General features: G+C 63.4%; 20 protein-coding genes. 9 read left to right on the top strand and 11 right to left on the bottom strand.

The annotated features are described in order from the left end of the window. Positions 1-6 precede the first annotated feature (6 nt). The 9 genes from AC3G7M_RS20250 (at position 7) to AC3G7M_RS20210 (ending at position 10492) form a co-directional block, all read left to right on the top strand. On the top strand, positions 7-807 hold the full coding sequence (locus AC3G7M_RS20250; protein WP_489216396.1) for a carbohydrate ABC transporter permease: 801 nt from the start codon (positions 7-9) through the stop codon (positions 805-807). A gap of 221 nt (positions 808-1028) precedes the next feature. Then, positions 1029-2108 carry a Zn-dependent alcohol dehydrogenase gene (locus AC3G7M_RS20245; RefSeq protein WP_489216395.1) on the top strand — a complete coding sequence of 360 codons (1080 nt, stop codon included), beginning with the start codon at positions 1029-1031 and terminating at the stop codon, positions 2106-2108. A gap of 14 nt (positions 2109-2122) precedes the next feature. Further along, the gene (locus tag AC3G7M_RS20240; RefSeq protein WP_489216393.1) at positions 2123-3373 is read left to right on the top strand and encodes a saccharopine dehydrogenase family protein; all 1251 of its coding nucleotides are present in this window, start codon (positions 2123-2125) and stop codon (positions 3371-3373) included. An 81-nt stretch (positions 3374-3454) separates the two neighbouring features. Beyond that, entirely contained in the window at positions 3455-4567 is a 1113-nt protein-coding gene (locus AC3G7M_RS20235) for an extracellular solute-binding protein (RefSeq protein ID WP_489216391.1), read from the top strand. Positions 4568-4577: 10 nt separating this feature from the next. Further along, on the top strand, positions 4578-5714 hold the full coding sequence (locus tag AC3G7M_RS20230) for an ABC transporter ATP-binding protein (protein ID WP_489216389.1): 1137 nt from the start codon (positions 4578-4580) through the stop codon (positions 5712-5714). 2 nt (positions 5715-5716) lie between these two features. After that, the gene (locus tag AC3G7M_RS20225) at positions 5717-6637 is read left to right on the top strand and encodes an ABC transporter permease subunit (protein WP_489216387.1); all 921 of its coding nucleotides are present in this window, start codon (positions 5717-5719) and stop codon (positions 6635-6637) included. Continuing rightward, positions 6634-7443, top strand: a complete 810-nt coding sequence (locus AC3G7M_RS20220) for an ABC transporter permease subunit (RefSeq protein WP_489216386.1) — start codon at positions 6634-6636, stop codon at positions 7441-7443. The genes AC3G7M_RS20225 and AC3G7M_RS20220 overlap by 4 nt, the downstream gene beginning before the upstream one ends. Positions 7444-7483: 40 nt before the next feature. Continuing rightward, positions 7484-8875: an NtaA/DmoA family FMN-dependent monooxygenase gene (locus AC3G7M_RS20215; protein ID WP_489216384.1), complete on the top strand. Its 1392-nt coding sequence runs from the start codon at positions 7484-7486 to the stop codon at positions 8873-8875. Positions 8876-8884: 9 nt separating this feature from the next. Beyond that, positions 8885-10492, top strand: a complete 1608-nt coding sequence (locus AC3G7M_RS20210) for a PucR family transcriptional regulator (RefSeq protein WP_489216382.1) — start codon at positions 8885-8887, stop codon at positions 10490-10492. A 19-nt stretch (positions 10493-10511) separates the two neighbouring features. Here the strand turns inward: AC3G7M_RS20210 and AC3G7M_RS20205 are convergent, their stop codons facing one another. The 11 genes from AC3G7M_RS20205 to AC3G7M_RS20155 form a co-directional block, all read right to left on the bottom strand. Next, entirely contained in the window at positions 10512-11282 is a 771-nt protein-coding gene (locus AC3G7M_RS20205) for an SDR family NAD(P)-dependent oxidoreductase (RefSeq protein WP_489216380.1), read from the bottom strand. Between the two features lie 22 nt (positions 11283-11304). Further along, on the bottom strand, positions 11305-13254 hold the full coding sequence (locus AC3G7M_RS20200) for a sigma-54-dependent Fis family transcriptional regulator (RefSeq protein WP_489216378.1): 1950 nt from the start codon (positions 13252-13254) through the stop codon (positions 11305-11307). A gap of 113 nt (positions 13255-13367) precedes the next feature. Next, the gene (locus AC3G7M_RS20195) at positions 13368-15005 is read right to left on the bottom strand and encodes a molecular chaperone GroEL (RefSeq protein WP_489216376.1); all 1638 of its coding nucleotides are present in this window, start codon (positions 15003-15005) and stop codon (positions 13368-13370) included. Between the two features lie 78 nt (positions 15006-15083). Further along, positions 15084-15848, bottom strand: coding sequence for a metal-sulfur cluster assembly factor (locus AC3G7M_RS20190; protein ID WP_489216374.1), 765 nt, complete (start codon positions 15846-15848; stop codon positions 15084-15086). Further along, a complete protein-coding gene (locus AC3G7M_RS20185) occupies positions 15845-16864 on the bottom strand; it encodes an amidohydrolase family protein (RefSeq protein ID WP_489216372.1) in 1020 nt (339 codons plus the stop codon). Before AC3G7M_RS20185 ends, AC3G7M_RS20190 begins: the two co-directional genes overlap by 4 nt. Before the next feature lie 30 nt (positions 16865-16894). Continuing rightward, positions 16895-17245, bottom strand: a complete 351-nt coding sequence (locus AC3G7M_RS20180) for an MmoB/DmpM family protein (protein WP_489216370.1) — start codon at positions 17243-17245, stop codon at positions 16895-16897. A gap of 30 nt (positions 17246-17275) precedes the next feature. Next, entirely contained in the window at positions 17276-18364 is a 1089-nt protein-coding gene (locus AC3G7M_RS20175) for an aromatic/alkene monooxygenase hydroxylase subunit beta (protein WP_489216368.1), read from the bottom strand. Between the two features lie 37 nt (positions 18365-18401). Continuing rightward, a complete protein-coding gene (locus AC3G7M_RS20170) occupies positions 18402-19472 on the bottom strand; it encodes an NADH:ubiquinone reductase (Na(+)-transporting) subunit F (RefSeq protein ID WP_489216366.1) in 1071 nt (356 codons plus the stop codon). A 71-nt stretch (positions 19473-19543) separates the two neighbouring features. Next, positions 19544-21214: an aromatic/alkene/methane monooxygenase hydroxylase/oxygenase subunit alpha gene (locus AC3G7M_RS20165; protein ID WP_489216364.1), complete on the bottom strand. Its 1671-nt coding sequence runs from the start codon at positions 21212-21214 to the stop codon at positions 19544-19546. Between the two features lie 253 nt (positions 21215-21467). Beyond that, positions 21468-21665 carry a hypothetical protein gene (locus tag AC3G7M_RS20160; protein WP_489216362.1) on the bottom strand — a complete coding sequence of 66 codons (198 nt, stop codon included), beginning with the start codon at positions 21663-21665 and terminating at the stop codon, positions 21468-21470. Next, positions 21665-22708: an NAD(P)-dependent alcohol dehydrogenase gene (locus tag AC3G7M_RS20155; protein ID WP_489216360.1), complete on the bottom strand. Its 1044-nt coding sequence runs from the start codon at positions 22706-22708 to the stop codon at positions 21665-21667. Before AC3G7M_RS20155 ends, AC3G7M_RS20160 begins: the two co-directional genes overlap by 1 nt. Positions 22709-22871 lie beyond the last annotated feature (163 nt).

Below are 22871 nucleotides of genomic sequence, written 5' to 3'. Positions count from 1 at the left end.
CAGGTCATGCGCTCTAAACCTCTGGCGACAGTCCTGCTCGCCATTCTCACGCTTCTCTTCCTCGCACCCATGCTCTGGCTTGTGGTCGCAGCTTTGGACGCGCATGCAGGCTGGGCGCTGCAATGGCCGCGCCTGACCCTCGCGCATTTTCGGGAAGTGACGGGGGCGGATTATCTGCGCTCGCTCTGGAACACGGCGCTGCTGGCCCTGGTTGCAACCGTCGTCGCGGTCATCCCGGGCATCTTCGGCGCTTATGCGCTGTCCCGTCGGCGCATCCCCCTCAGGGATGGGCTGATGGTCACGGTCCTCTTCCTCACCGGCATTCCGGTGGGCATCATGATCATCCCGGTGTTTGAGATCTTCGCCGATCTCGGCTGGCTCAGCCTGGTGCCGACAGGCGTGTTCCTGGGCGCCAATAGCCTGCCCTTTGCCCTTTGGCTGATCAAAACGTCCATGGACGGCGTTCCGCGTGAAATGGAGGAGGCGGCCCTCATGGAGCGCGCCAGCCTGCTGCAGACCATTCTGCATGTCGTCGTGCCGGCCTCGCTGCCCGGCATTGCCTCTGCCGCCATCTTCAGTTTCATCAATGCCTGGGGGTCGTTCATCGTGCCGCTCGTGCTCGTGAGCGACCCCGCGCAGCAGACTGGGCCTCTGACAATCTATGGCCTGATCGCCGCCGCCAATGTCCGCTATGGCGATATCGCCGCCTTTTCCATTGTCTATTCCCTGCCCGTGGTCATTCTCTATCTGCTGCTGGCCCGCAGCTTCTCCGGCGGCTTCCTGATGGGCGGCGCCGTGAAGGGGTGAGATCCAGCGCGGCGGCCGCTGGTTGATGACCCGGCCCACTGACACAAGGAAGATCAGTGCGATAGACGCCATAAGTCCCGCTGACGCGAATTTGGCGGCAGCGCGCCTTCATACTGGACAGAGCGTCGATCATCCGATGCTTACTAACCGCCAGTTTGTCGATGGGCGGCGCCTGTCCCCTCCCCTAGACTCGGGCCTCGCCACACCGCCGGAGCCCGAGAGTGAAAGCCGCCGTTCTTCATCAGCCGGGACAGACGCTGACCATCGAAGACGTGCAGATCGCGCGCCCCGGCCCGCGGGAGGTGCTGGTGCGCACGGCAGTCACCGGTCTCTGCCACAGCGACCTGCATTTCATCGACGGCGTCTTTCCCCACCCGCTGCCGCTGGTCCTGGGTCATGAGGCCGCCGGTATCGTGGAAGACGTCGGCAGCGACGTCACCTATGTGCGCGCGGGTGATCCGGTCGTGCTGTGTCTCTCGGTCTTCTGCGGCCACTGCCGCCATTGCCTGACCGGCCATCCCGCCATGTGCGACACGCCGGAGGTGAACCTGCCGCCCGGCGTCTCCCGCAGGCTGTCCTGGCAGGGCGAGACCCTGCACCAGTTCTACAATACCTCCACCTTCGCCGAGCAGGTGCTGGTGCATGAGCATGCGCTGGTGAAGGTGCGGCCCGATATGCCGCTGGACCGCGCCGCCCTTCTCGGCTGCGCCGTGCTGACCGGCACCGGCGCCATCTTTCACCGCGCCGGCGTGCGGCTGGGTGAAACCGTCGCCATTATCGGCTGCGGCGGCGTTGGCCTCGCCGCCGTCAACGGCGCGGCGCTGGCCGGTGCCGGGCGGATCATCGCCATCGACACGCAGCCGTCAAAACGCGACCTCGCGCGCAAGCTTGGTGCGACCGATGTGGTGGATGCCGCAGCCGGCGATGTCGCCGAAGCCGTGCTCGACCTGACGCAGGGCGGGGTCGACCACGCCATCGAATGCATCGGCCTGAAACGCACGGCAGAGGCCGCCTTCGCCATGCTCGCGCCGCGCGGCATGGCGACCATCGTCGGCATTCCGCCCTGGGGCACCAAGCTGGAACTGGATGCCATCGCCATGCTCGCCGACCGGCGCATCCAGGGCAGCCGCATGGGCTCCAACCGGTTTCGTCTCGATATCCCGCAACTCGTCGATTTCTACCTTCAGGGGCGGCTGCATCTGGATCACATGATCTCGGACCGGCTGACGCTGTCCGAGATCAACACGGGCTTCGACCGCATGCGGGCGGGTACCGCCGTGCGGCAGATCGTCCTTTTCTGAACGGACCCATAGATATGCGCATTCTCGTGCTCGGCGGCGCCGGCGCCATGGCGAGCGGCACCGTCCGCGATCTCATCTCTGCGCATCAGGAGCAGATCACCCGTGTGGTCGTGGCCGACCGGCTGCTGGGCCAGGCCCAGGCGCTGGTGGAGAGCCTGGGCGATCCACGTTTGTCTGCGGTGGAAGTCGACGTCTCGGACAGCGCGGCGCTGGCCGGGCTGCTGAGCGCGTGCGATCTCTGCATCAATGCGGTGCCGACCTTCGCCGGCCAGCAGATGGTGATTTTCGACGCCTGCCGTCAGGCCGGGAAACCCTATGTCGATTACGGTGGCATGGGCGTGCTGACGGTCGAGCAGAAAAAGCACCATGCCGTTTGGGCCAAGGCCGGGGTGACGGCCGTGCTCGGCCTCGGCGCCGATCCAGGCATTTCCAACATGGTCTGCCGCGCGGTCGCCGAGCGGCTCGACGCGATCGACCGCATCAATCTTTTTTGGGTGGCGAAAAATTTCGGCGCGCCCAGCCCGGTGCTGGTGCCACCCTATTCGCTGGCCACGCTGCTGGCCGAATATGCCAATCCCTCACAGCAGTTTTTGGATGGACGGTTGCAACAGGTCGGCCCGCGCTCAGGCCAGGAAGTGCTGATCCTGCCCGAGCCCTGGGGACCAACGGAGTTCATGTATACCCAGCATTCCGAACCGCTGACGGTGCCGTTTTCGGAAGGCATCCGGGACAAGGGCATTCGCGAATTTACCTGGAAGCTGCATTTGCCGGAGCATGAGCATCACGCCTGGCTCGCGCTTTGCTCGGCCGGCTTCGACGATTACGACGAGCCTATCGCAGTCCGCGGCCAGATGCTGAAGCCGCTGGACCTGCTGGACGCGCTCATCCGCCGCAATATCGAGCGGCGCGGCCATTTGATTCCGCCCACGGAAATCCATGAATTGCATCTGGCCGTGGGCGAAGGGCGCCTGGGCGGCCGGGCGCATCGCATCAACTGCGCGGTTATCGGCAAGCCTCATCCCGATTATGCCGGTTTCAATGATCCGGCGACCTCCATCGGCCTCGCGATCGGCGTACAGCTCATCCTGCGCGGCGGCATCCGGCCGGGTGTCTGGGCACCGGAGGAGTGCTTTGAAACCGCGCCCTTCTTTGCCGAGCTGCGTCGCCGCCATTTTGCGGTGGTGGAAGATCTGGCCCTTGGCGGCGCTTATGCGCCGACCGGCGGCCAGGCGACTGGACAGATTGTCCAAGAATTTACGGCTTGACCCTGCTAAGCTGTCGATAGGAAAGCGGCAGCATCCTGGCCTAGCGTTTCTGTCACATCTCATATGAGGAGAGGGCCTTCGATGCTGCGACGTATCGCTATCGTCTCTGCCGGCTTCGCTCTGTTTGCCAGTGTCGGTTCGGCCTTGCCGTTCCCCGCCCAGGCCGCAGGAAAATCAGTCACAGTCTTCAACTGGGCCGATTACTTCGCGCCCGATGCCTTTGCCAATTTCCAGAAGGCAACCGGCATCACGGCCAATCTCTCCGTCTATGACAGTGAAGAGATGATGGACGCCAAGATCATGGCCGGCAATACCGGCTACGACGTCGTCGTCGCCAATGCCGAACCCTATCTCGCGACCGAAGTGCAGGCTGGCGCCTTCCAGGCGCTTGACCGCTCCAAGATTGCGAACTGGAAGAACCTGGACCCCGACCTGATGGCAATTCTGGCCAAGGCCGATCCCGGCAATCAATACGCCGCCATCTATGACTGGGGCACGATCGGCCTCGGCTACAATCCCAAGATGGTCGCGCAATATCTGCCGAATGCACCGAAGGATTCCTGGGCCCTGCTGTTCGATCCGAAAAATGCCGCGGCGCTGCAGAAATGCGGCATCAACATCATTGACAGCGCCGCCATCATGACGCCGATCGCTCTGAAGTATCTGGGCCTTGATCCCGACAGCCAGAACCCGGACGATCTCAAGAAGGTGGCGGCCCTGCTGAAGAGCATCCGCCCCTATATGAAGACGATCAGCCAGACGACCTGGCTCGCCGATCTCGCGACCGGCAATCTGTGCCTGTCCGTGGGCTGGAACGGGGACGTGCTGCAGGCGTCGAAGCGCGCGACGGCGGCCAAGGCCGGCGTCGAGGTCGATTATGTGCTGCCGAAGGAAGGCTCGATCATCTGGTTCGATACCTATGCCATGCCCAAGAATGCGCCGAACCAGGATGAGGGATACGCCTTCATCAACTATATGCTGAGCCCCGCGGCAGCGGCCGACAACAGCAACTACACGAACTACGCGAATGGCGTGCCGTCCAGTGACGCGCTGATGCGCAAGGATCTGGTCGATGATCCCCGCGTCTTCCCATCCAAGGCCGATGTTCAGCGTCTCTTCCTGCAGTCGCCGGTGCAGCCGCATTACGAGCGCCTGCGCACGCGGACCTGGGAAAACTTCAAGAACGGAAGCTGACCTTACCAGCATGAGCGCAGACGGCAGCTTGCAGCAGAAGCCTTTGGATGGGGCGCACGCGCTCCATCCGCCCCATATCCGCATCGAGGGTGTCAGCAAGCGGTTCGGTGATTTCACCGCCGTGCGCGATATTGACCTCACCATCGGGCGGGGCGAGCTTTTCGCCCTCCTCGGCGGATCGGGCTGCGGCAAGACCACGCTCCTGCGCATGCTGGCGGGCTTCGCCGATCCTTCCACGGGCCACATCCATATCGGCGAGCGGGATGTGACCCATCTGCCGCCCTATGCGCGGCCGGTGAACATGATGTTCCAGTCCTATGCACTGTTTCCGCATATGACGGTGGCCGGCAATATCGCCTTCGGCCTCAAGCGCGAAGGACTGCCGAAGGCAGAGATCGCAAAACGCGTGGACGAGGCGCTGGCGCTGGTCAGGCTGGAGGGTTTCGGTGGCCGCAAGCCCGCCCAGCTGTCCGGCGGGCAACGCCAGCGTGTGGCACTCGCCCGCGCGGTCGTGAAACGGCCCGAGGTTCTGCTGCTGGACGAACCCATGTCCGCGCTCGACAAGAAGCTGCGCGAGCACACGCAATTTGAGCTGATGGCAATCCAGCGTCAGCTTGGCATCACCTTCGTCATGGTCACCCATGACCAGGAAGAGGCGATGGCCATGGCAACCCGTATCGCGGTCATGGATGGCGGTCGCATCATGCAGGTGGGCTCGCCGCGGGATATCTATGAGGCGCCGCGCAGCCGCTTCGTGGCCGATTTCATCGGCTCCGTGAATCTTCTCGAAGGTACCGTCGTGGAAGGCCACGGCGCCGAGGCGGCGATGAACTGCCCGGCGCTTGGCCTGCGGATTGTCTTCGCCACCACGCGCGCCATTCCACTGGGTGAAACGGTAGCCATCGCCCTGCGGCCCGAGCGTATCGCGATCGGAGAGGCAGCCCCCGGCATCAATCGTATTTCCGGGCGGATCGATGCGCTCGCCTATCACGGAGGTGCTTCCGTCTTTCGCGTGGCATTGCCCAATGGCACGCTTCTGCAGGTGACGCGACCTAATCTGTTGGACGAGGCAGGCAACGCGCTGATCATCGGTGCCCCCGTGACGCTCTCCTGGTCACCCCAGGCGACGACCCTGATCGAGCCCTGAGCATGAAACCGCTGCTCTCCCTCGTCTCGGGCGTCTGGGGCCGGCGGATCGTCATCGGCCTGCCCTTTCTCTGGCTCGCCCTCTTTTTCCTGGCCCCATTCCTGGTCACGCTGAAGATCGCGTTTTCGACCAGCATCATCGGCATTCCGCCGATTGGGCCCATCCTCAAGATGACCGAGGATGGTGCGCTGCAGATCACGCTGCATATCGAGAACTGGAGCTATTTGTTCCAGGACCCGAGCTATGCCCTCGCCTATGGCCGCTCGCTGCTCACGGCCGCCATCACGACAATCCTCTGCCTCGTCATCGGCTATCCCATGGCTTATCGCATCGCGCGCGCCTCCCCACGGGCGCGGCCGCTGCTGCTCATGCTCGTCATCATGCCCTTCTGGACGTCCTTTCTGATCCGCGTCTACGCCTGGATCGGAATTCTGAAGGATAACGGCCTTATCAATAATGTTATGATGTGGACGGGCGTTATTCATCACCCGCTGCAGATGATGAACACGCAATTCGCGGTCTTCCTCGTGATGGCTTATGCTTATCTGCCTTTCATGCTGCTGCCGCTCTACACCACGCTTGAGAAGCTCGACCTCAGCCTGGTGGAAGCGGCGCAGGATCTCGGCGGCCGGCCGTTCACGACCTTTGTGACGGTCACCCTGCCCTTGTCGCTGCCCGGCATCGTCGCGGGCTCTCTTCTTGTTTTCATCCCCGCCGTCGGCGAATTCCTGATCCCGACCCTGGTCGGCAGCCCAGGCCATCAGATGATCGCCTCCGTCGTCTTCGACGAATTCTTCAGCAACCGCGACTGGCCCACCGCCTCAGCCGTCGCCACCGCGGTCGTCCTCTTCCTGCTCGTGCCGATCATGCTGCTGGTCTGGCTTCGGCAGAGGAACGACGCCAAGCTGCTGGGCGCGTCATGAAGGCGACCCTGTCCTGGCGGCTGCTGACCGCAACACTCGTTGCCGGGCTCGTCTTCCTCTATGCGCCGATCGTCATCCTGGTCGTCTATTCCTTCAACGCCTCGCCTATGGTCACAATCTGGACCGGGCTATCGGCGAAATGGTACGGCGTGCTGGCGCAGGACCACGAAATCCTCCGTGCAGCGCGGGTCTCCATCGAGATCGCACTGATCTCGGCGACAGGCGCCACCGTCATCGGCACGCTGGCAGGCTATGCGCTGAGCCGCTTCCGCCGCTTTCGCGGCCGCTCCTTCTTCATGGGCCTGGTCATGGCGCCGCTCGTCATGCCGGAAATCGTCTCCGGCATCGCGCTGCTGCTGATGTTTGTGGGCTCGGAGCAAATCCTCGGCTGGCCGCATGGGCGCGGCATCGTCACCATCTGCGCGGCGCATATCACCTTCTGCAGCGCCTATGTCGCGATCGTCATTCAGAGCCGCCTCGCCGGGTTCGACAGCTCGGTCGAAGAGGCAGCGCTCGATCTGGGGGCGATGCCGGCGACGGTCTTCGCCCTCGTCACCCTGCCGCTCATCCTGCCCGGCATCGTCGCCGCCTGGCTGCTCGCCTTTTCGCTGAGCATCGACGACGTGATCATCAGCGAATTCACCTCGGGGCCGGGCTCGACCACGCTGCCCCTCGTCATCTTCTCGCGCGTGCATCTCGGCGTCAGCCCCGAGGTCAATGCGCTGGCCACCATCATCATCGCGATCGTGCTGACAGCGACCGCCCTTCTCACCGTCGCCCGCCTCAGCCGGCGAGCGGCTGGATGAGGGCCATGCCGATCCGCCCAGAACGCCCGGAGACCACGCCATGACTGCACGCAGAGACGGCCGCCAGATCCACTTCATGCTGCTGGAGATGGGCGCCATCAGCCATAACAATTACGGCCTGTGGCGACACCCCGATAACAAGCGCCGCAATTTCGGTGATTTCGACTTCTGGATCGAGCAGGCGAAAACTCTGGAACGCGGCTTGTTCGATGCCCTGTTCTTTGCCGACACCTTGGCCATCTCGGCCGGCTTCGGCGGCACGCCGGATGTGGCGCTGCGGGAAGGCATGCATGTGCCGATCCATGATCCCTTGGTTCTGATCCCGGCCATGGCCGCAGCGACGACGCATCTGGGCTTCGCCGCCACCAGCTCGACCACCTACGAACATCCCTTTTCTTTCGCACGTCGGATGAGTTCGCTTGACCTGCTGAGCCACGGCCGCGTCGGCTGGAACATCGTGACCTCCTACCTGCCGGGCGCCGCCGCCAATTTCGGCATCGAGCCGATGCCCCACGGCACGCGCTATGACCGCGCCGAAGAATACGCCCATGTCGCGTTCAAGCTGTGGGAGCAAAGCTGGGAGGAGGATGCGCTGCGTCTGGATACCGAAACCTCCATGGTCAGCGACCCCACGAAAGTGCATGCGATCGACCATGACGGCGTGCATTTCAAAGTCGCCGGACCGCATCTGATGTCCCCCACGCCGCAGCGCACGCCGGTGCTGTTCCAGGCCGGAAGCTCCGACCGCGGCCGCGAATTCGCGGCGAAACATGCCGAGGGCATCTTCATCGGTGGCTATACCGAGGACATCCTGCTGAGCCATGTGCAGGACATCCGGCGCACCGCCGCCGAGGCCGGGCGCGGCCATGACGAGGTGCGGCTCTTTGCGGAATGCAATATCATCTGCGCCGCGACCGATGCGGAAGCCGAGGCGAAGCTGGAGGATTTCATGAAGCTCGCGAGCGCGGATGGCTATCTGGCCCACCGCTTTGGTTCGGGCATGGATCTGTCGCGCTATGGCCGGCACGAAAAGATCGAGGACATTATCGCAGCCGGCGGTCCCGGGGCCGACCATATATCGCGCTACCCCTTCCCGTCCGGCTGGACGGTGGGCGACATCATCGAGGATGCGGCCAGGCTGGATCGCAAGCGCCTGTTCGTCTGCGGCGGCCCGGGGCGCTGCGCCGACGAGATCGAGCGCTGGTCGGACACTTTCGACCTTGACGGTTTCCTCATGCGCGGCTTCCTGGCCCCCAGCACGGCGGGGGACTTCGCGGATTTCGTGGTGCCGGAGCTGCAGCGGCGCGGCCGCTACCGCACCGCATATGAGGGCACCACGCTGCGTGAGAATCTGTTCGGCGCTGGCCATCAGCGCGTCGCCGACAGCCACCCTGCGGCGGCCTATCGCAATACCCACACTGCCGCCGCATAAGACACGGCATTGCCACCCGTCACCGCATCGGATTTCGGTCTCACGGTCGCCGAATGCCTCGCCATCGCCCCGCTTGACCAGGCGACCGTGGTCTCGGGCCATGGGGGGCTTGGTCGGCGGCTGCGCTGGGTGCATGTCGTCGATCACGAGGATATCGAAGACTCGCTGACCGGCAACGAGCTGATCATGACGGCCGGGGTCGTGCTGGGCGGCAATGAGCGATTGCAGCGCGACATTTTCACGGTGATGGACAAGCTGCAGATCGCGGGCCTCGTCATCGCGCTCGGCACCTATATGGACCGGGTGCCGGCGGTGATGCTGGAGCGGAGCGAGGCGCTCGGCATTCCCATCATCGTGCTGCCTTGGGCGATCAACTTCCGGGATGTGACGCACAGCCTGCTCACCCATCTCGTGCAGTCGCAATATGTGGCGCTGGAAAGTGCCGAGCGGCTGAACCGGGATCTGCTGCAGATCGTGATGCGCGGCGGCGGCCTGCCCGCTCTCTGCACGCGGCTGGGGCGTCTGTTCGGCCGCAATATCGGCATCGTCGATACCGGTGCGCAGCTTCTGGCGCGGCATCGCGTGGCGGATGACGGCGCGGGCATCTTCGGCGCGACCAGCCTGACATCCGAGGCGACGGCGGCGCTGGCCGCACTCAAGCCCATCGGCGGCAGCGCGCAGCGGCTCGGCTCCGCCGAACGCAGCCTGGGCTTCGTCGCCGCCATACCCACACTGCCGCAATCGAGCGGCTGGCTGGTGATCGAAAGCGACCGTGACGAGATCAGCCGCTTTGACACGTTGGCTGCCGAGGCGGGCGCGATGGCAGCCGCCCTGCTGCTGTCCCAGGCAGCCGAGATCGCGCGCCTGGCCGAGCGGCAGGTCGAGGATCGGGTGGTCGATGTCCTGCATGGCACGGGCGCCACGGCGGATGCGGGCGCTGAGCTGGGTTTGCGCCCCGGCAACCCTTTCATCGCCTTTGCGGCTGATGTGGAGGGGCCGAACGGCGCCAGCGCGCTCGGCCTGATCCGCACCTTCATGCGGCGGCAGAATTTGAGCGGCCAAGTCGGGCGCCGCGGCAGCCTGCTGCTGGGCGTGCTGCAACGGAGCAAGGGACCGGTGGCGCGGGAGACGCTGACGGCCCTGGTCGAGATGCTGGAGACCGCGAAGCTCCGCCCGCGGATCGCGGTCAGCCCTGCGCTTGATGAGGTGACAGAGGCCCCCGCAGGCTATGCCCGCGCGCGGGAGGCCTTGCGCCTCGCCCGCTTCCTGCAACCCACCCGGCGTATCGTGCGCTCGGAAGAGTTGACCGCCCTCGGCCGGTTTTTGCAGGTCGCCGACCAGAAACCCGCAGCGGAGCGGCTGTTTCCCTCCATTCTGCGCCTGCTGCAGAATGAGCGCTCTCAGGAAGGGGCGCTGGTCCAGTCCCTCGCCTGTCTACTCGACAATGATTGGAACGTCTCGACCTCCGCACGAATCCTGGGCATCCATCGCCATACGCTGCTCAACCGGATCGAACGCATCGAGGAAATTCTGGCGCTGGATCTGGAACCGATGTCGCGGTTGGAACTGCGGTTGCAGCTGATAGCCTGGTATCTGGCCGGCAGCCCGACCAGCTGAGCGCGCCGCCGCCCTCGACCTATTGCGACAGGAAGCCGCCATCGACCGGCAGGATGGCGCCGGTGATGAAGGAGGCCTCGTCGGAAGCCAGAAACAGAATGGCCCAGGCGACCTCCTCCGCCTCACCAATCCGCCCGATGGGATGTTTCGCGACACCTCGGGCGATGCCTTCGGGCGCCATGGCGGCGACGGCGGGTGTGGCAATCGTGCCTGGTGCGACTGCGTTCACCCGCACGCCTTTGGGCGCCAGTTCAACCGCCAGATGCTTGGTCAGGCCTGAGGCCACGAACTTGGCCGGGCCATAGACGACCTGACCGAGCTGGCCGACATGGGCCGAGACCGAGGACAGGAAGACGATGGCACCCGACCCGGCACGGACCATCTCGGCGGCCGCATATTTGGCGGAGAGAAACATGCCGCGGCCGTCCACCGCCATGGTCTCATCCCAAAGTTCGGCGGTTGCCTGTTCCAGGAAGGCTTCCGGGATGATGCCGGCATTCGCGACCAGAATGTCCAGGCGGCCGAAGTGGTCTATCGCCGTCGCGACCAGGGCGCGAATATCCTCCTCCCGCCGCACATCGCAAGCGACGCCGATCGCCGCGCCGGCACCCTCGGCCGAAAGGTCAGATGCGCGGCTACGGATTTCGTCCAGATCAAGGTCTGACAGCACCACATTCGCACCTTGCGCGAGAAAGAGCCTGGCGGTGGCGAGCCCGATGCCCTTGGCCGCACCCGTGATAATGGCGACTTTCCCGGCCAGGCGTCGTCCATGGTCGATTGTGGCGTTCATGATGTCCTTCCGCTCGTATCGCTTATCCGCCCGTGTCCTGGCGCGGTGACAGGCCGTAGCGCTCCATCTTGCGATAGAGCGTGCTGCGGGAAATGCGCAAGGATCGCGCGGCCTCCGCCAGGTTGCCATGGCAGTGCCGCGTCGCCTGCAGGATCGCGACGCGTTCCGCATCCTCAAGGCTCGCGCTGTTCGGCTCTGCCATGATGCCTGGACAAGGCCGATGCTCGATCAAACAGGCGATTTCCGCCTCGCTCACCCATTCACCCTCGGCCATCAGCAGCAGGCTTTCGACCAGATTGCGCAGCTCCCGCACATTGCCAGGCCAATCATAGTCCCGCAGCAGCGCCAAAGCGGGCCCGCCGAAGCGACGTTCCGGCACGCCGTGGCGCGCGGCCAATTGCCGATTGAAATGCGCGACCAGAAGGTCGATGTCATCCGCCCTGTCGCGCAAGGGCGGCGGCTGCAGGCGGGTCACGCTCAAGCGATGATAGAGATCGCGGCGGAAGCGCCCGGCAGCCACCTCGTCCAGCAGATTGCGGTTGGTCATGGCGACGAGACGGACATCCACCGCATGCGGCTGGCCGCTGCCCAGCCGGTAGATGACGCCATCCTCCAGCACGCGCAGCAGGAAGGATTGCAGATCGAGCGGCATCTCACCGATTTCATCCAGACATAGCGTACCGCCATGCGCCTGCTCGAAGCGCCCGACGGCCCCGGCCGTGGTGGCGCCCGTGAACGCGCCGCGGACATAGCCGAACAACTCGCTCGCCAGCAGTTCCTTGACCACGGCACCGCAGTTGAAGACGACAAAGGGATGGCCGTCCCGCATCTCGCCATGTAGCGCGCGGGCGAAAAGCTCCTTGCCGACGCCTGTCTCCCCCTCGATCAGGACGGGCACGCGCTTGCCGCGCAGCTGGCGGGTTCGCGTCAGGACCTGCGCCAAAGCCGGGCTGTCGCCCACAATCGCGTCAAAGCCTAGGTCGCTCCCTGGGGCCGCCATCGCGCGCGGCCGGGCGGATTCGGGAATGACCAGCACGGCGCCGATGGCGCGCCCATCCACCCGCACCACGTCGAACCAGTCGGCGCTGAGCGAGGGCGGCAGGGTCAGAACCCAATCATCGACCGCGGCATGGCGATCCAGCCCCGGCAGACGCTGGCCGACCGACCCCAGATGCGGCAGCCGGCCGCTGTTATGAACGAGACGCCCCTCCCGGTCGATCGCGACCAGACCCGCAACGTCGCTCGCCGACATCCGCTCCAGGCATACTTCCAGCAGCCGCATGCGCTCCCGGCTCGCACGCTCATGCATCACCATCTCTATCTGCCGCGCGATCGACACGGCCAGGCTGAGATTGTTGCGCTGATAGGTGTTGGGCGGCCCGGAAATATCGACGATGCCGAGCACCTGCCCGGTGCCCAGTTCAAAGATCGGTGCGGCCGCACAGGTCCAGGCTTTGATACCCTCACAGAAATGTTCCGCGGCATGGACCTGGGCGGGCCGGCGCGTGGCAAGGGCGGTGCCGATGCCATTGGTGCCGACGGTATCTTCCCGCCAGTCACCGCCCTGCATGAGATGAATGGTCTGGCCGTCATCCAGCGTTTGCGGGTCACCAACGGCATCCAGCACGATACCATCCGGGTTGGTGAGCAGCATGAGAGAGCGGGAGCCGCCCAGCAGCTGGGCCGAGGTCGTGAAAACATCCGCAGCGGCCGCGAGGAGCCCTGCATGGCGCGCCCGCAGATGCGCCATCGCATCACCATGGGCCGCAAGCGGCGCCGCCCGCCCGCAGGGATTGATACCCAGCTCCCGGCTGCGCCGCCAGGAAGACACGACGACATTGCGCAGCGGATCGATGCCATGCGGATCGTCGGTCAGAAACCGTTCCCAGGCACGCATGGTGCCGCTGGCCTCGCTCGCGTGCTGGATGGTGAACGGTCGCAAGCCCTGCGGATCAGGCTTGGGGCCTGGCATGGCTGTTCCTTCCCTCTCGCCCGCCGGCTGCGCGGACGGTTCGGCGCCTCTGGTGCGCCTTCTTTTGCCGGGCAGAATAGCGCCGATTGGTCAGAAACTGCCAGGGTGAACCGTTAGGCCCGGCCCAGACGCTCGGCACCACCCCCTAAAGCCGGTCCGGCGGTCGGATCATCCCCATCGGGAATGCTCGCGACCAGGGTCTGAGTGGTCAGGATCAACCCGGCGACCGAGGCCGCGTTGCGCAGCGCGGTAATGCTGACCTTCACCGGGTCCAGCACACCGGCCGGCATCAGCGCGACAATCTCGCCGCTGCGCGCATCCAGCCCATAGCCCCGCGGTGCCTGTGTCACGCGCGGCACAATCTCCGCCGCATTCAACCCGCAATTGGTCGCGATGGAAAACAGCGGCTGTGCCAGAGCCCCTTGCAGCAGGCTGGCGCCCAGGCGTTTGCCGGGACTCAACCGCTCCATCATGGGCGTGAGATCGGGGGCGATCTGTGCCAAGGCCGTGCCGCCACCGGCGACTACCCCATCCTGCACCGCGGCGCGGGTGGCATTGACCGCATCCTCGATCATCTGCGCCTGGCGCTTCTGTGCGACAGGCGTGGCACCCCCCACCAGGATAATGGCCGATCCGCCGGACAGTTTGGCGAGCCGTTCCTGCAGCTTGTCGCGCTCGATATTCTGCGGGGCCGCATCCAGCTGCCGCATCACCTGCCCCCGCCGCGCCGCGATGGCCGACAGGTCTCCGCCGCCGGCGCTGATGAGCGTCTGGTCGGCCGAGATCCGCACCTGCCTTGCCTGTCCCAGATCCCGGCGCGTCATGCCGGCCAGCGTGCCGCCGAGGTCGCGCGCAATCACGCGGCCGCCCGTGACGATGGCAATGTCTTCCAGCATGGAGCGACGCCAATGGCCGTATTCTGGCGGGTGGATGGCCGCGACCGGCGGCAACCCGCGATCCCGCCGGCTGAGAAGCTGCATGAGACAGCCAGGGGCGACCTCCTCGGCCAGGATCAGAAGTGGCCGGCGGCTGCCTTCCAGCAGCGCCTCGATGGCACTCACATCCTCCGGGCCGGACAGCTTAAGATCGGTCATCAGGATCAGCGGATCATCCAGCACCACCTGCATGCGCTCGATATCGGTGACCATGTGATGGGAGAGGTAGCCACGGTCGAAGGACATGCCGTCCACCACCTCCAGCACCGTCTCGACGGTGCTGCCGAACTCCACCGTGACGATGCCGTCCGGCCCGACCCGCTCGATCGCCTCGGCCACCATCGCCCCCGTCGCCGCATCATTGGCGGCAATGGTGGCGACTGCCAGGGTTTCGGCCGCCCCCTGCAAGGGCCGCGCGCTGCGCTGCAGGGCCACCAGCGCTTCGGCGACCGCCAGATCGAGACCGGCGACGAGATCGACCGGATTGGCCCCCTCCGCCAGGAAGGCCAGGCCCTGCTGCACCATGGCATCCGCCAGCACCGTCGCGGTCGTGGTGCCGTCCCCCGCAATGTCATTGGTCTGTTTGGAGACCTCCCGCAGAACCTGCGCGCCCATATTCTCGAAGGCACAGGGCAGCTCGATTTCCTGCGCGATGCTGACCCCATCGCGCGAGATCAGCGGCGTACCAATCGGCCGGTCAATGATCGCATTCATCCCGCGGGGGCCGAGTGTGCCGCGCACTGCCCGCGCCAGCTTGGCGACGCCACGGCCGAGCGCCTGGCGTGCCTCATCATCATGCAGCATCATCTTGGCCATTGCGTCTCTCCGTTTCCTGTCCCTGGCCACGCCCCGATTGTGCCGGTTGAGTGCCCGGCGGGTGCGCCTATCGCCTCGTCACACGCTGCTGCGTTTCTCCGCCGGCAAGGCATGGATAAAATGACGCAGGCCCGGTCCCTCCTCCGTCTCCTCCGGCTCGTCGAAGCGCGCCGCGAGAAGCCCGCGGCAGAGTGCGCCGTTGAACTCCACAGTCACTGCGACCCGGCGCAGCGCACGGATATGGGTGCGGAACGCATCGGCGGGCACTGCCTGCCCTCCCTCATCGACGAAGGCCGGCGCAGCGGGCCCAGCCGGCCCCACCACCCCGCGACGATCGAGGTAGCGCGCGACCAGCGCTTGCCGCCCGGCATCGGCATCCAGCGCATGTAGATCCGCTATGGACATGGCCGCCAGCGTTTCCGCCGACAGTCCCGCCGCCAGCAGATGCTCGACCAAGGCCACCTGGCGGCGCTGGAAGGCCTTGACGAGAAAGGTGCGGCGCACCGCTTCCAGATCGCCGTCGGCGGCATCGCCGAAGGATGTCTGAAAGGAGCGTTTCGCCGCGATGCCGGTATTGATGGTCTCGGCATACATATGCTCACCCAAAGTCACCGAGACATCGGTGACCCAGGGCAGGCTTGCGACCGCCAGCCGCATATCCTCCGCCATCAGAAAGGCGAAGTTTGCGGCACACCAATAGGTCGGCAGCCGGAAGCTGACATCCACCGCGCCGGCGTCATCCACCGCGACCGCCGTGACGAAGCGAAGCTCCGTCACGGATTCGTCCAGCTCGGGATCGTTGACAGTCCCGAGCTGGCGCCAGACCTCGCTTTCGCGGCTCATTCGGCAGCGACGCTTTGGCGATAGCCCAAAGCGGCCTTCTTGGCTTCGATGTCGATATTGTAGATCCGCGCGGCATTGAGGCCGAGGATCTTCTTCTTGGCCGTGAGCGACAGATCGACCTTGGTCTCCTTCCGCACATCATCCGGCAGTTCAAATTCCATGAACTGATCGACCAGCCATTTCGGCGTCCAGATGCCGTAATCGCTGCCGAACAGGATGCGATCTTCGCCGAGCCAGAAGAGCAGCTCGGAAATGATGTGGGCGAAATAGGCCGGACGGCTGTGGATGAAGGGCAGTGCCACCGCGAGCCCGCCATAGACGTTCGGCTCCTGCACCGCGATCCAGCAGAAATCATCCAGCCGCGGCAGGCCGCAATGCTCGACGATGAAGTTGAGATTGGGAAAACAGGTTGCAGCATCGTCGATATCCGCGACATCGAAGGCATCGCGGTTCAGCGGCAGGATGGTCGGTCCCTTATGGACATGGATGTTCTTGATGCCAAGCTTTTCCGCCCGCTCCAGATAGCGCTTGGCATGATCATCCGACAGTTTGTAGCCCTTGCTGTCGCCGATCCATTCCGCCGTATAGAGCTTGACGCCCTTGATGCCGTATTGCTCGACATCCGCCTGAAGCTGATCAAGCCCGGCTTCGCCGTGACGCGGATCGAAAGCGCCATTGACGATGAAACGATCGGGGTAGCGGGTGCCGAGGCTGGCATTCTGCTCCAGCGTGTTGAAGCCGTTCTTGTAGAACTCCTTCAGATAGGTCGGCTGGAAGATCGCCATGTCGTCATAGCCTTTGACGAACAGGTCCTCATACATGGTCTCGGCGCCATATTTCTCGAACTTCTCCCGCGGCCAGACCTCTTCCTTGGGGCTAAGCGCGGTATGATAGCCGTAAAAGCAGTTGATGAATTCCGCGCCGTGAACATTGCGCTGGTTGGCGGGGCTCGCATCCCACAGATGAACATGCCCGTCGATGATGAAGATTTCTTCGCCGTCTTTTGTTTTATACATCGGTCTCTCCCCTTCCCGGCTTGTCAGCCGTCAGATGAATTCTTTGACATCGTCCATATTGCCGAACAGCACGACGGTATTGTCATCCACCATCACCATTCTTCCGTAATGGGTGGAGGTTGAAATCTCGAACAGATAGGGCGTCATCTCACGTCCCAGCCGTTCGGTGATTTCATCCATCTTGAACTCCATGCGACCCTCGCCGTCGATTCTGATCATCGCTGGCATATAGGTGACCGTCACCCCGGGCTTCTCACTCATGACCTCGGCAATGACACGCGCCTCGACGCTGTCATTCATGGTGACACCGCACTGGACCGAAATCGTGGTCTCGAACTGCATATCCTTCATGGACTTGAAGATATTGTCGCTATGGGACATCGGTTTTTCCTTGGTTTTTATGGCCGCGCGTCACACGTCGACGATGGATCGCACATCGATATTGGTCTCAGCGCCGATCGCCCGGAGCCGGTTCTTCGCAAGGTCGAAGGCTTCCGTGAACTGTGCCACCTTCACCCGCGGCAGCGACCAGATCGGCTGCAGCTCCCGGGCCGCGGCGATCCCCAGAGTGCCATGCTTGTGCAGCCAGGTGCCGAAGAGCAGCCGGTTGTGATCGGCATGCGCCTCATCCAGCATGAGCATGCGGAACAGCTCGACCGCATTCGCCAGATTGCGTTCGTAATCACCCTCGGCGGCGGAGACCACGGCCGGGGTTATGAAATCGTTCTGGGAGGCGGCGGCCTGCATGACGAAGCCACTGCGGAACAGCTCACCGACCAGGGGCTCGAAGATCAGGTTGACGGCGAAATACTGCTCCAGAAAGTCGGTCGCGCCGCCAATCGTTTCCACCGCACGGCGCGTGCCCTGCCAGATCGGATCATCGACCCAGTGCCGCTTGCCCGCATCGCCGTCGAAATTCTCGATATCGAGACCGATCTCCGACAGGTAAAGCGTCAGATCCTGCGCGAAGCGGATTTTGTAGGAGGAGTTGGTCAGGATCGCGTTATTGATCATCTGGGTATAGCCGTAGCGCTGCGCCTGCATCGTCGCGGTGCCCAGGCCGAATTCGGCATGCTTATAGGCCCCGACATGATCCTGCAGGATCTTGACCCAGGCCGGATCGAAGCGCTTCGGCGCGCCGGAGCGGCGGCCATTCTCCACGACATTCTGGATCATGCCGCAGATGGTGGACTGACGCTGGTAATGCGTGCGCTCCCATTCCTGATCGATGCTGCGATAGGCATGCCAGTCGCTTGATTTGGCCGCGGTCCAGCTTTCCGAATAGGTCGGCGTGCCATCGGCGAAGGAGATGATCCAATCCTGCAGCAAATAGCGCTTCGGATCGGGTTGCACATCGACGGTCATATCCTCGTAATGCGTCGCCCGCCGCCCCTTGGGGTCGAAGTAATTGTATTTGCGGCTGTCGGACCCCGCGAAGGTCGCGGCCCCGGCGGCGCCCGACTTCACCGGTTCTGCCGGCGGTTGCACTGCTGCACTCATGGTGTCTCTCCCTATTTTTCTTTTGGGGTGCGCGCGGTCAGCGCGTCGCCGTCGTGAACTTGTCGAAATAGATGCGTTCGGGCTCAACCCCGGCCATTTGCAGAACCGGCAGCACGGCATCGATCATGGGTGGCGGACCGCAGGAATAGGCGTCGATCTCGCCCTCCAGTCCCTCCGCCCGCAGCACACGCGCGACCACGTCATGCACGAAACCGGTCTCGCCCTGCCAGTCGTCGCCTGCTTCGGCATGCGACAGCGCGGGGATGAATTTGAAATCGGGCAGCGTCTGCGCGATCGCCGCGAATTCCGCCAGGTGAAACAGATCGGCCTTAGTGCGGGCGCCATAGAAGAAGCGCACCGGCCGCGTGTCACCCTGAGCGATATGATCCTGCAGGATCGACCAGAGCGGCGACATGCCGGAGCCGCCGCCGACCAGCACCAGCGGGCCTGACCGGCCCTCGCGATGAAAGCAGGTGCCGTAGGGGCCTTTGACGGTGAGCGCGTCACCGGCAGCGAGGCCGCCTTCGAGGCGCGATGAGAAGGCACCCTGGGGGTAGATCTTGATGATGAATTGCAGGGTCCGCACGCCTTCGGCAGATGGCGGATTAGCCATCGAGAAGGACCGCGTAATGCCGCTGCCGGGAATGGTGATATCGACATATTGCCCGGCCCAGAAGCGCAAGGGCGCGCGCAATTCCACCGTCAGCAGCCGGATGTCGCGCGTCAATGCCTGGACGGAGACGACGCTCGCGGCAATTTCCTTCACCGCGATGGAGCGGCTGAGCAGATCCTCATCGTAATTGAGCAGCTCCACCGTGATGTCGCTATAGGCCAGCGTGCGGCAGAGGAGAATATGGTCGGTGTCGCGCTCCGATTCGGGTAGCGCGAAGGTCGAATATTTCAGCATTTCGATGTCACCATCGAGAAGCTTGGATTTACAGCTCGAACATTGGCCTTCCTTGCAGCCATGCATGACGGAGATGCCCTGGCGGAAGGCGGCATCCAGCACAGTCTCTCCCTCATCTACCGTCATTTCGATGCCCATCGGCTCGAAACGCACAGTATGGGTCACGACCTCGGTTTCGGCTTTGTGAAGAATATCGTTCATGATGGCCCTTTTCGGGATGCGGCGTGGCGGGGCGCGGCCATTAGGCCGCGCCCCGTTTCGTCATCACCCAATCAGTTGATCGGATTGATCTTGAAGCCCTTGCGGTATTCGGCGAGATGCGCTTCCCGCGCCTCGGGCGTCATGCCGCGGATCGTCAGCAGCGGGCTGCCGAGCGTGTGGCCGCGCACATGGTCCAGCGTCCACATCTGCTTGTCGTCGAAGCGCAGATGCGGCTGCGGCACCAGGGTTTTGCCGTCGCCACGGACGAAGCCCAGGTCCTGGATGGCATCGGCCAGATCCCAGCCATGGTAGCACTCCTCCCACTCGCGCCGGCCGCTGAAACGGCCCATCGCGGGCGTCGGCCGGCCTTCATAGGTGGCCGCAAAGGCGGTTTTGTGGGTCCAGCGGCACAGCTCCGAACAATAGGTCTGGATCTTGCCGTCAACCTCGTCACAGACGATGTCCTCGCGGATCAGGCAAGGCACCATGCAGCTCCAGCAGCGATGCGGATAGACATAGCCCGTCTCGGTGTTGAAGGTCATGACCGTCTCACCGGGCTTGCTCAGCTTGGCGTACCACTTCCAGTAATCGCCGAATTCGGCATACCAGCCCGGATACTTATGCTCAAACCACTCGAAATCTTTTTCGGTCTGCGCTTCGATCCGCCAGAAGTTGAGCGGCCAGCCGACCGAGAAGAACTGGGCGGTCTTATGCACATAGTGCTTCTTGACCATCCGCTCCCAGGCGGCATGCACGTCATCATGATGGATCTTGATGCCGTATTTCTCGAGCGGCAGCATATAGGTGCGGTAGTAATCCTCGTAGATCCAGCGATGCCACAGCTCGGCATAGCTTTCCTTGTTCTTGTCGCGGTCGGTGGTCGCATATTCGATCAGCGTGCCGATGGCGGCATCAACGATTGCGTGGTTCTGCCAGAAGGCATAGCGCAGATCACGCTCGATCAGCTGATGGTTGTCGGGATCGTTGATGATGGACATCAGCATGGAATGGCCATTGCCGATATGCCGGCTCTCATCCGACTGCACCGACAGGAAGACGGTTGGCAGTGCATAGTCGCCGTTGCGCGCGGCTTCCGACGGCATGGCGACGAAGAGCGTATTGGTGAAAGCGGTTTCGGCCACGACCGTCAGATAGATATTGGCGGAGGTGATGGCGTCACCCGTGACGAAACCTTCGGCGAACTGGCGGCCGATTGTGGTCGCATAGCAGCGTCCGAAAGCGGCTTCGGTAATATCGAACCCGGCCGGGTCGATATAATTCTCCATATACCACTTCTTGAGATTCATCTGAATGGTCGAGTGCCGGAACTCATCCACCATCTGCATGGTGAAGCCCGTGCGCAGCTCCTCACCCGGCGCCAGACGTGCCACCATGGCCATGGACCGCGCGGCCGAAATTTCCGGGAACGGAATAATCGCCAGGAACAGCTTCATCCATTCGACCCAGCGCGGCTCCACATTGCGGAACATATCGCCGCGCAGCGCCGCATCCAGCGCGCCATAGACGCGGTTGTCCTTTTCCTCCTGCATCGGGAAATAGGAGCGCAGCACCTGCTTCATCGGATCGCGCGGTGCCTTCTTGATCTTGTAGTCGGTCGGGAAGGTCATCGCTTCCTGGACATAGCTTGGCGTCCAGCCCAGATCGGCGACGCGTTTGGCGGCTTCGCCGATGCTGATCCCCTTCTGTGCTGTGATCTTGGTTAACGACAGGCCTTCAGGCATCTGAACATCTCCTTAGATCTTGTGTGATCATTCGATCCGTTTTGCGGCGAAGCGGCCGATGCAACACTGCGGTTCTTGGTGACTCCGCTGCAGGCCGTGCCGCCCTATAATAGATAGCAAGTGCCGTGCCAGGGCCGAACTATCACCTTGAACGAGTATTTACGCAAGTATTTCATTAGTTCTTATTTTTACTGCAACGCACCATGTATTATTATGGGACATCGACGGTCTGTATTGTGTCAAATTGAGACAGTCAGGTCGCCGGCTCCGTGCTCCCCGGCCGGCCCATCTGTTTTCCATCCGCAATGAAACGTGCCGCCAGGATCAATGTCCCCATGGTGAAATCCTTGCCATGGGCGTCGATCATCTCCTGCGCCAGCAAGCCGACGCGCTTGAAAAATTCATCCTTCGACCGCTCCTCCTCCGTCATCGCCACTTCCCCCGCTGCCATCACGGTATCAGGACCGCGCGGCCGCGGATTCGCCCGTGATGCAGGTCGTGCAGCGCCTGATTGGCGTCCTTCAGCCGGTATTCGCGCGTCGAAAGATGCACGAGGCCGCGATCGGCGAGCGCCATCAGCTCGACGAGTTCGGGGTAGGTCCCGACCAGATTGCCGACGATGGTCTTTTCAGACGTGATCATGTCGAGCGTCGGCATCTCGATGCGGCCGCCGTATCCGACAATGTAGTAGAAGCCGCCATTCGCGGTCATCGCCAGGCCCTTGGCGACCGCATCGCCTTCGCCCACGAAGTCGATCACCGCTTCGGCCCCGCGGCCGCCGGTCAGCGCCAGGATATTCTCGACCTCATCACCGTCCGCCCGGACCTGGTGATGGGCGCCGCACTCTTTCGCGAGCGCGAGGCCGGTGTCGGACCTGTCAACCGCGATAATCTCGGCCGCACAGAGAGCCGCCAGGACCTGGATGCCGATATGGCCGAGGCCGCCGGCACCGATGACGACCACGAACTGGCCCGGCAGAAGATGACGCGAGGCTTTTTTGGCGGCGCGATAGGCGGTCAATCCTGCATCCGTATAGGGTGCCACATCCTTCGGTGCCAAGCCCTTGGGAAGTTTGATGAGGGAGCGGTGTCCGGTGCGAAGATAGTCGGCATAGCCGCCATTGGCGTTGACGCCGGGAAACTGACTGTCAGTTGCATGCATGTCATCGCCGCGGCGGCAGGCCAGGCAATGGCCGCTGGTGACCAGCGGATGGCAGATCACGGCGTCGCCGACCGTAAAACCCTCAACCGCCGGCCCCATTTCCTCAATCCAGCCGGCATTCTCGTGCCCCATGATATAAGGAAGCTGGACATCGACCTTGCTGCGCCAGATGCCTTCCACGATATGCAGATCCGTGCGGCAGACCCCGGCGCCGCCGATGCGCACAATCACATCTGTCGGGCGCTCGATCTTTGGATCAGGAACGTCTTCGTAATGCACAAAGGTTTCTGATGAGAGCGTTTCATCATAGTGATGCAGGACCGCTGCCTTCATGGCTTTTTCTCCTCTCGCCCGCTTCGTGTCGGCGGGTCTTGAGGAGGTATCGCTGCATAGACCGTGCCAAGTCGGTTTACACTGACATAACAGCGACTTGGTTTTCTGCATGATGTCAAAGCCTGTTCCGTTCGGAACAGGGTGAGGGAAAGACAGTGTTCCG

Source organism: Acidisoma sibiricum, from assembly GCF_057837225.1.
The sequence above is the reverse complement of the archived record's forward strand: the minus strand, read 5'-3'. Positions and strand labels throughout refer to the sequence as shown.

Coding starts and splice junctions, on each gene's coding strand:
- AC3G7M_RS20250 (WP_489216396.1), top strand. CDS start 7: ATGCGCTCTAAACCTCTGGCGACAGTCCTGCTCGCCATTCTCACGCTT.
- AC3G7M_RS20240 (WP_489216393.1), top strand. CDS start 2,123: ATGCGCATTCTCGTGCTCGGCGGCGCCGGCGCCATGGCGAGCGGCACC.
- AC3G7M_RS20235 (WP_489216391.1), top strand. CDS start 3,455: ATGCTGCGACGTATCGCTATCGTCTCTGCCGGCTTCGCTCTGTTTGCC.
- AC3G7M_RS20230 (WP_489216389.1), top strand. CDS start 4,578: ATGAGCGCAGACGGCAGCTTGCAGCAGAAGCCTTTGGATGGGGCGCAC.
- AC3G7M_RS20225 (WP_489216387.1), top strand. CDS start 5,717: ATGAAACCGCTGCTCTCCCTCGTCTCGGGCGTCTGGGGCCGGCGGATC.
- AC3G7M_RS20220 (WP_489216386.1), top strand. CDS start 6,634: ATGAAGGCGACCCTGTCCTGGCGGCTGCTGACCGCAACACTCGTTGCC.
- AC3G7M_RS20215 (WP_489216384.1), top strand. CDS start 7,484: ATGACTGCACGCAGAGACGGCCGCCAGATCCACTTCATGCTGCTGGAG.
- AC3G7M_RS20205 (WP_489216380.1), bottom strand. CDS start 11,282: ATGAACGCCACAATCGACCATGGACGACGCCTGGCCGGGAAAGTCGCC.
- AC3G7M_RS20200 (WP_489216378.1), bottom strand. CDS start 13,254: ATGCCAGGCCCCAAGCCTGATCCGCAGGGCTTGCGACCGTTCACCATC.
- AC3G7M_RS20195 (WP_489216376.1), bottom strand. CDS start 15,005: ATGGCCAAGATGATGCTGCATGATGATGAGGCACGCCAGGCGCTCGGC.
- AC3G7M_RS20190 (WP_489216374.1), bottom strand. CDS start 15,848: ATGAGCCGCGAAAGCGAGGTCTGGCGCCAGCTCGGGACTGTCAACGAT.
- AC3G7M_RS20185 (WP_489216372.1), bottom strand. CDS start 16,864: ATGTATAAAACAAAAGACGGCGAAGAAATCTTCATCATCGACGGGCAT.
- AC3G7M_RS20180 (WP_489216370.1), bottom strand. CDS start 17,245: ATGTCCCATAGCGACAATATCTTCAAGTCCATGAAGGATATGCAGTTC.
- AC3G7M_RS20175 (WP_489216368.1), bottom strand. CDS start 18,364: ATGAGTGCAGCAGTGCAACCGCCGGCAGAACCGGTGAAGTCGGGCGCC.
- AC3G7M_RS20170 (WP_489216366.1), bottom strand. CDS start 19,472: ATGAACGATATTCTTCACAAAGCCGAAACCGAGGTCGTGACCCATACT.
- AC3G7M_RS20165 (WP_489216364.1), bottom strand. CDS start 21,214: ATGCCTGAAGGCCTGTCGTTAACCAAGATCACAGCACAGAAGGGGATC.
- AC3G7M_RS20160 (WP_489216362.1), bottom strand. CDS start 21,665: ATGGCAGCGGGGGAAGTGGCGATGACGGAGGAGGAGCGGTCGAAGGAT.
- AC3G7M_RS20155 (WP_489216360.1), bottom strand. CDS start 22,708: ATGAAGGCAGCGGTCCTGCATCACTATGATGAAACGCTCTCATCAGAA.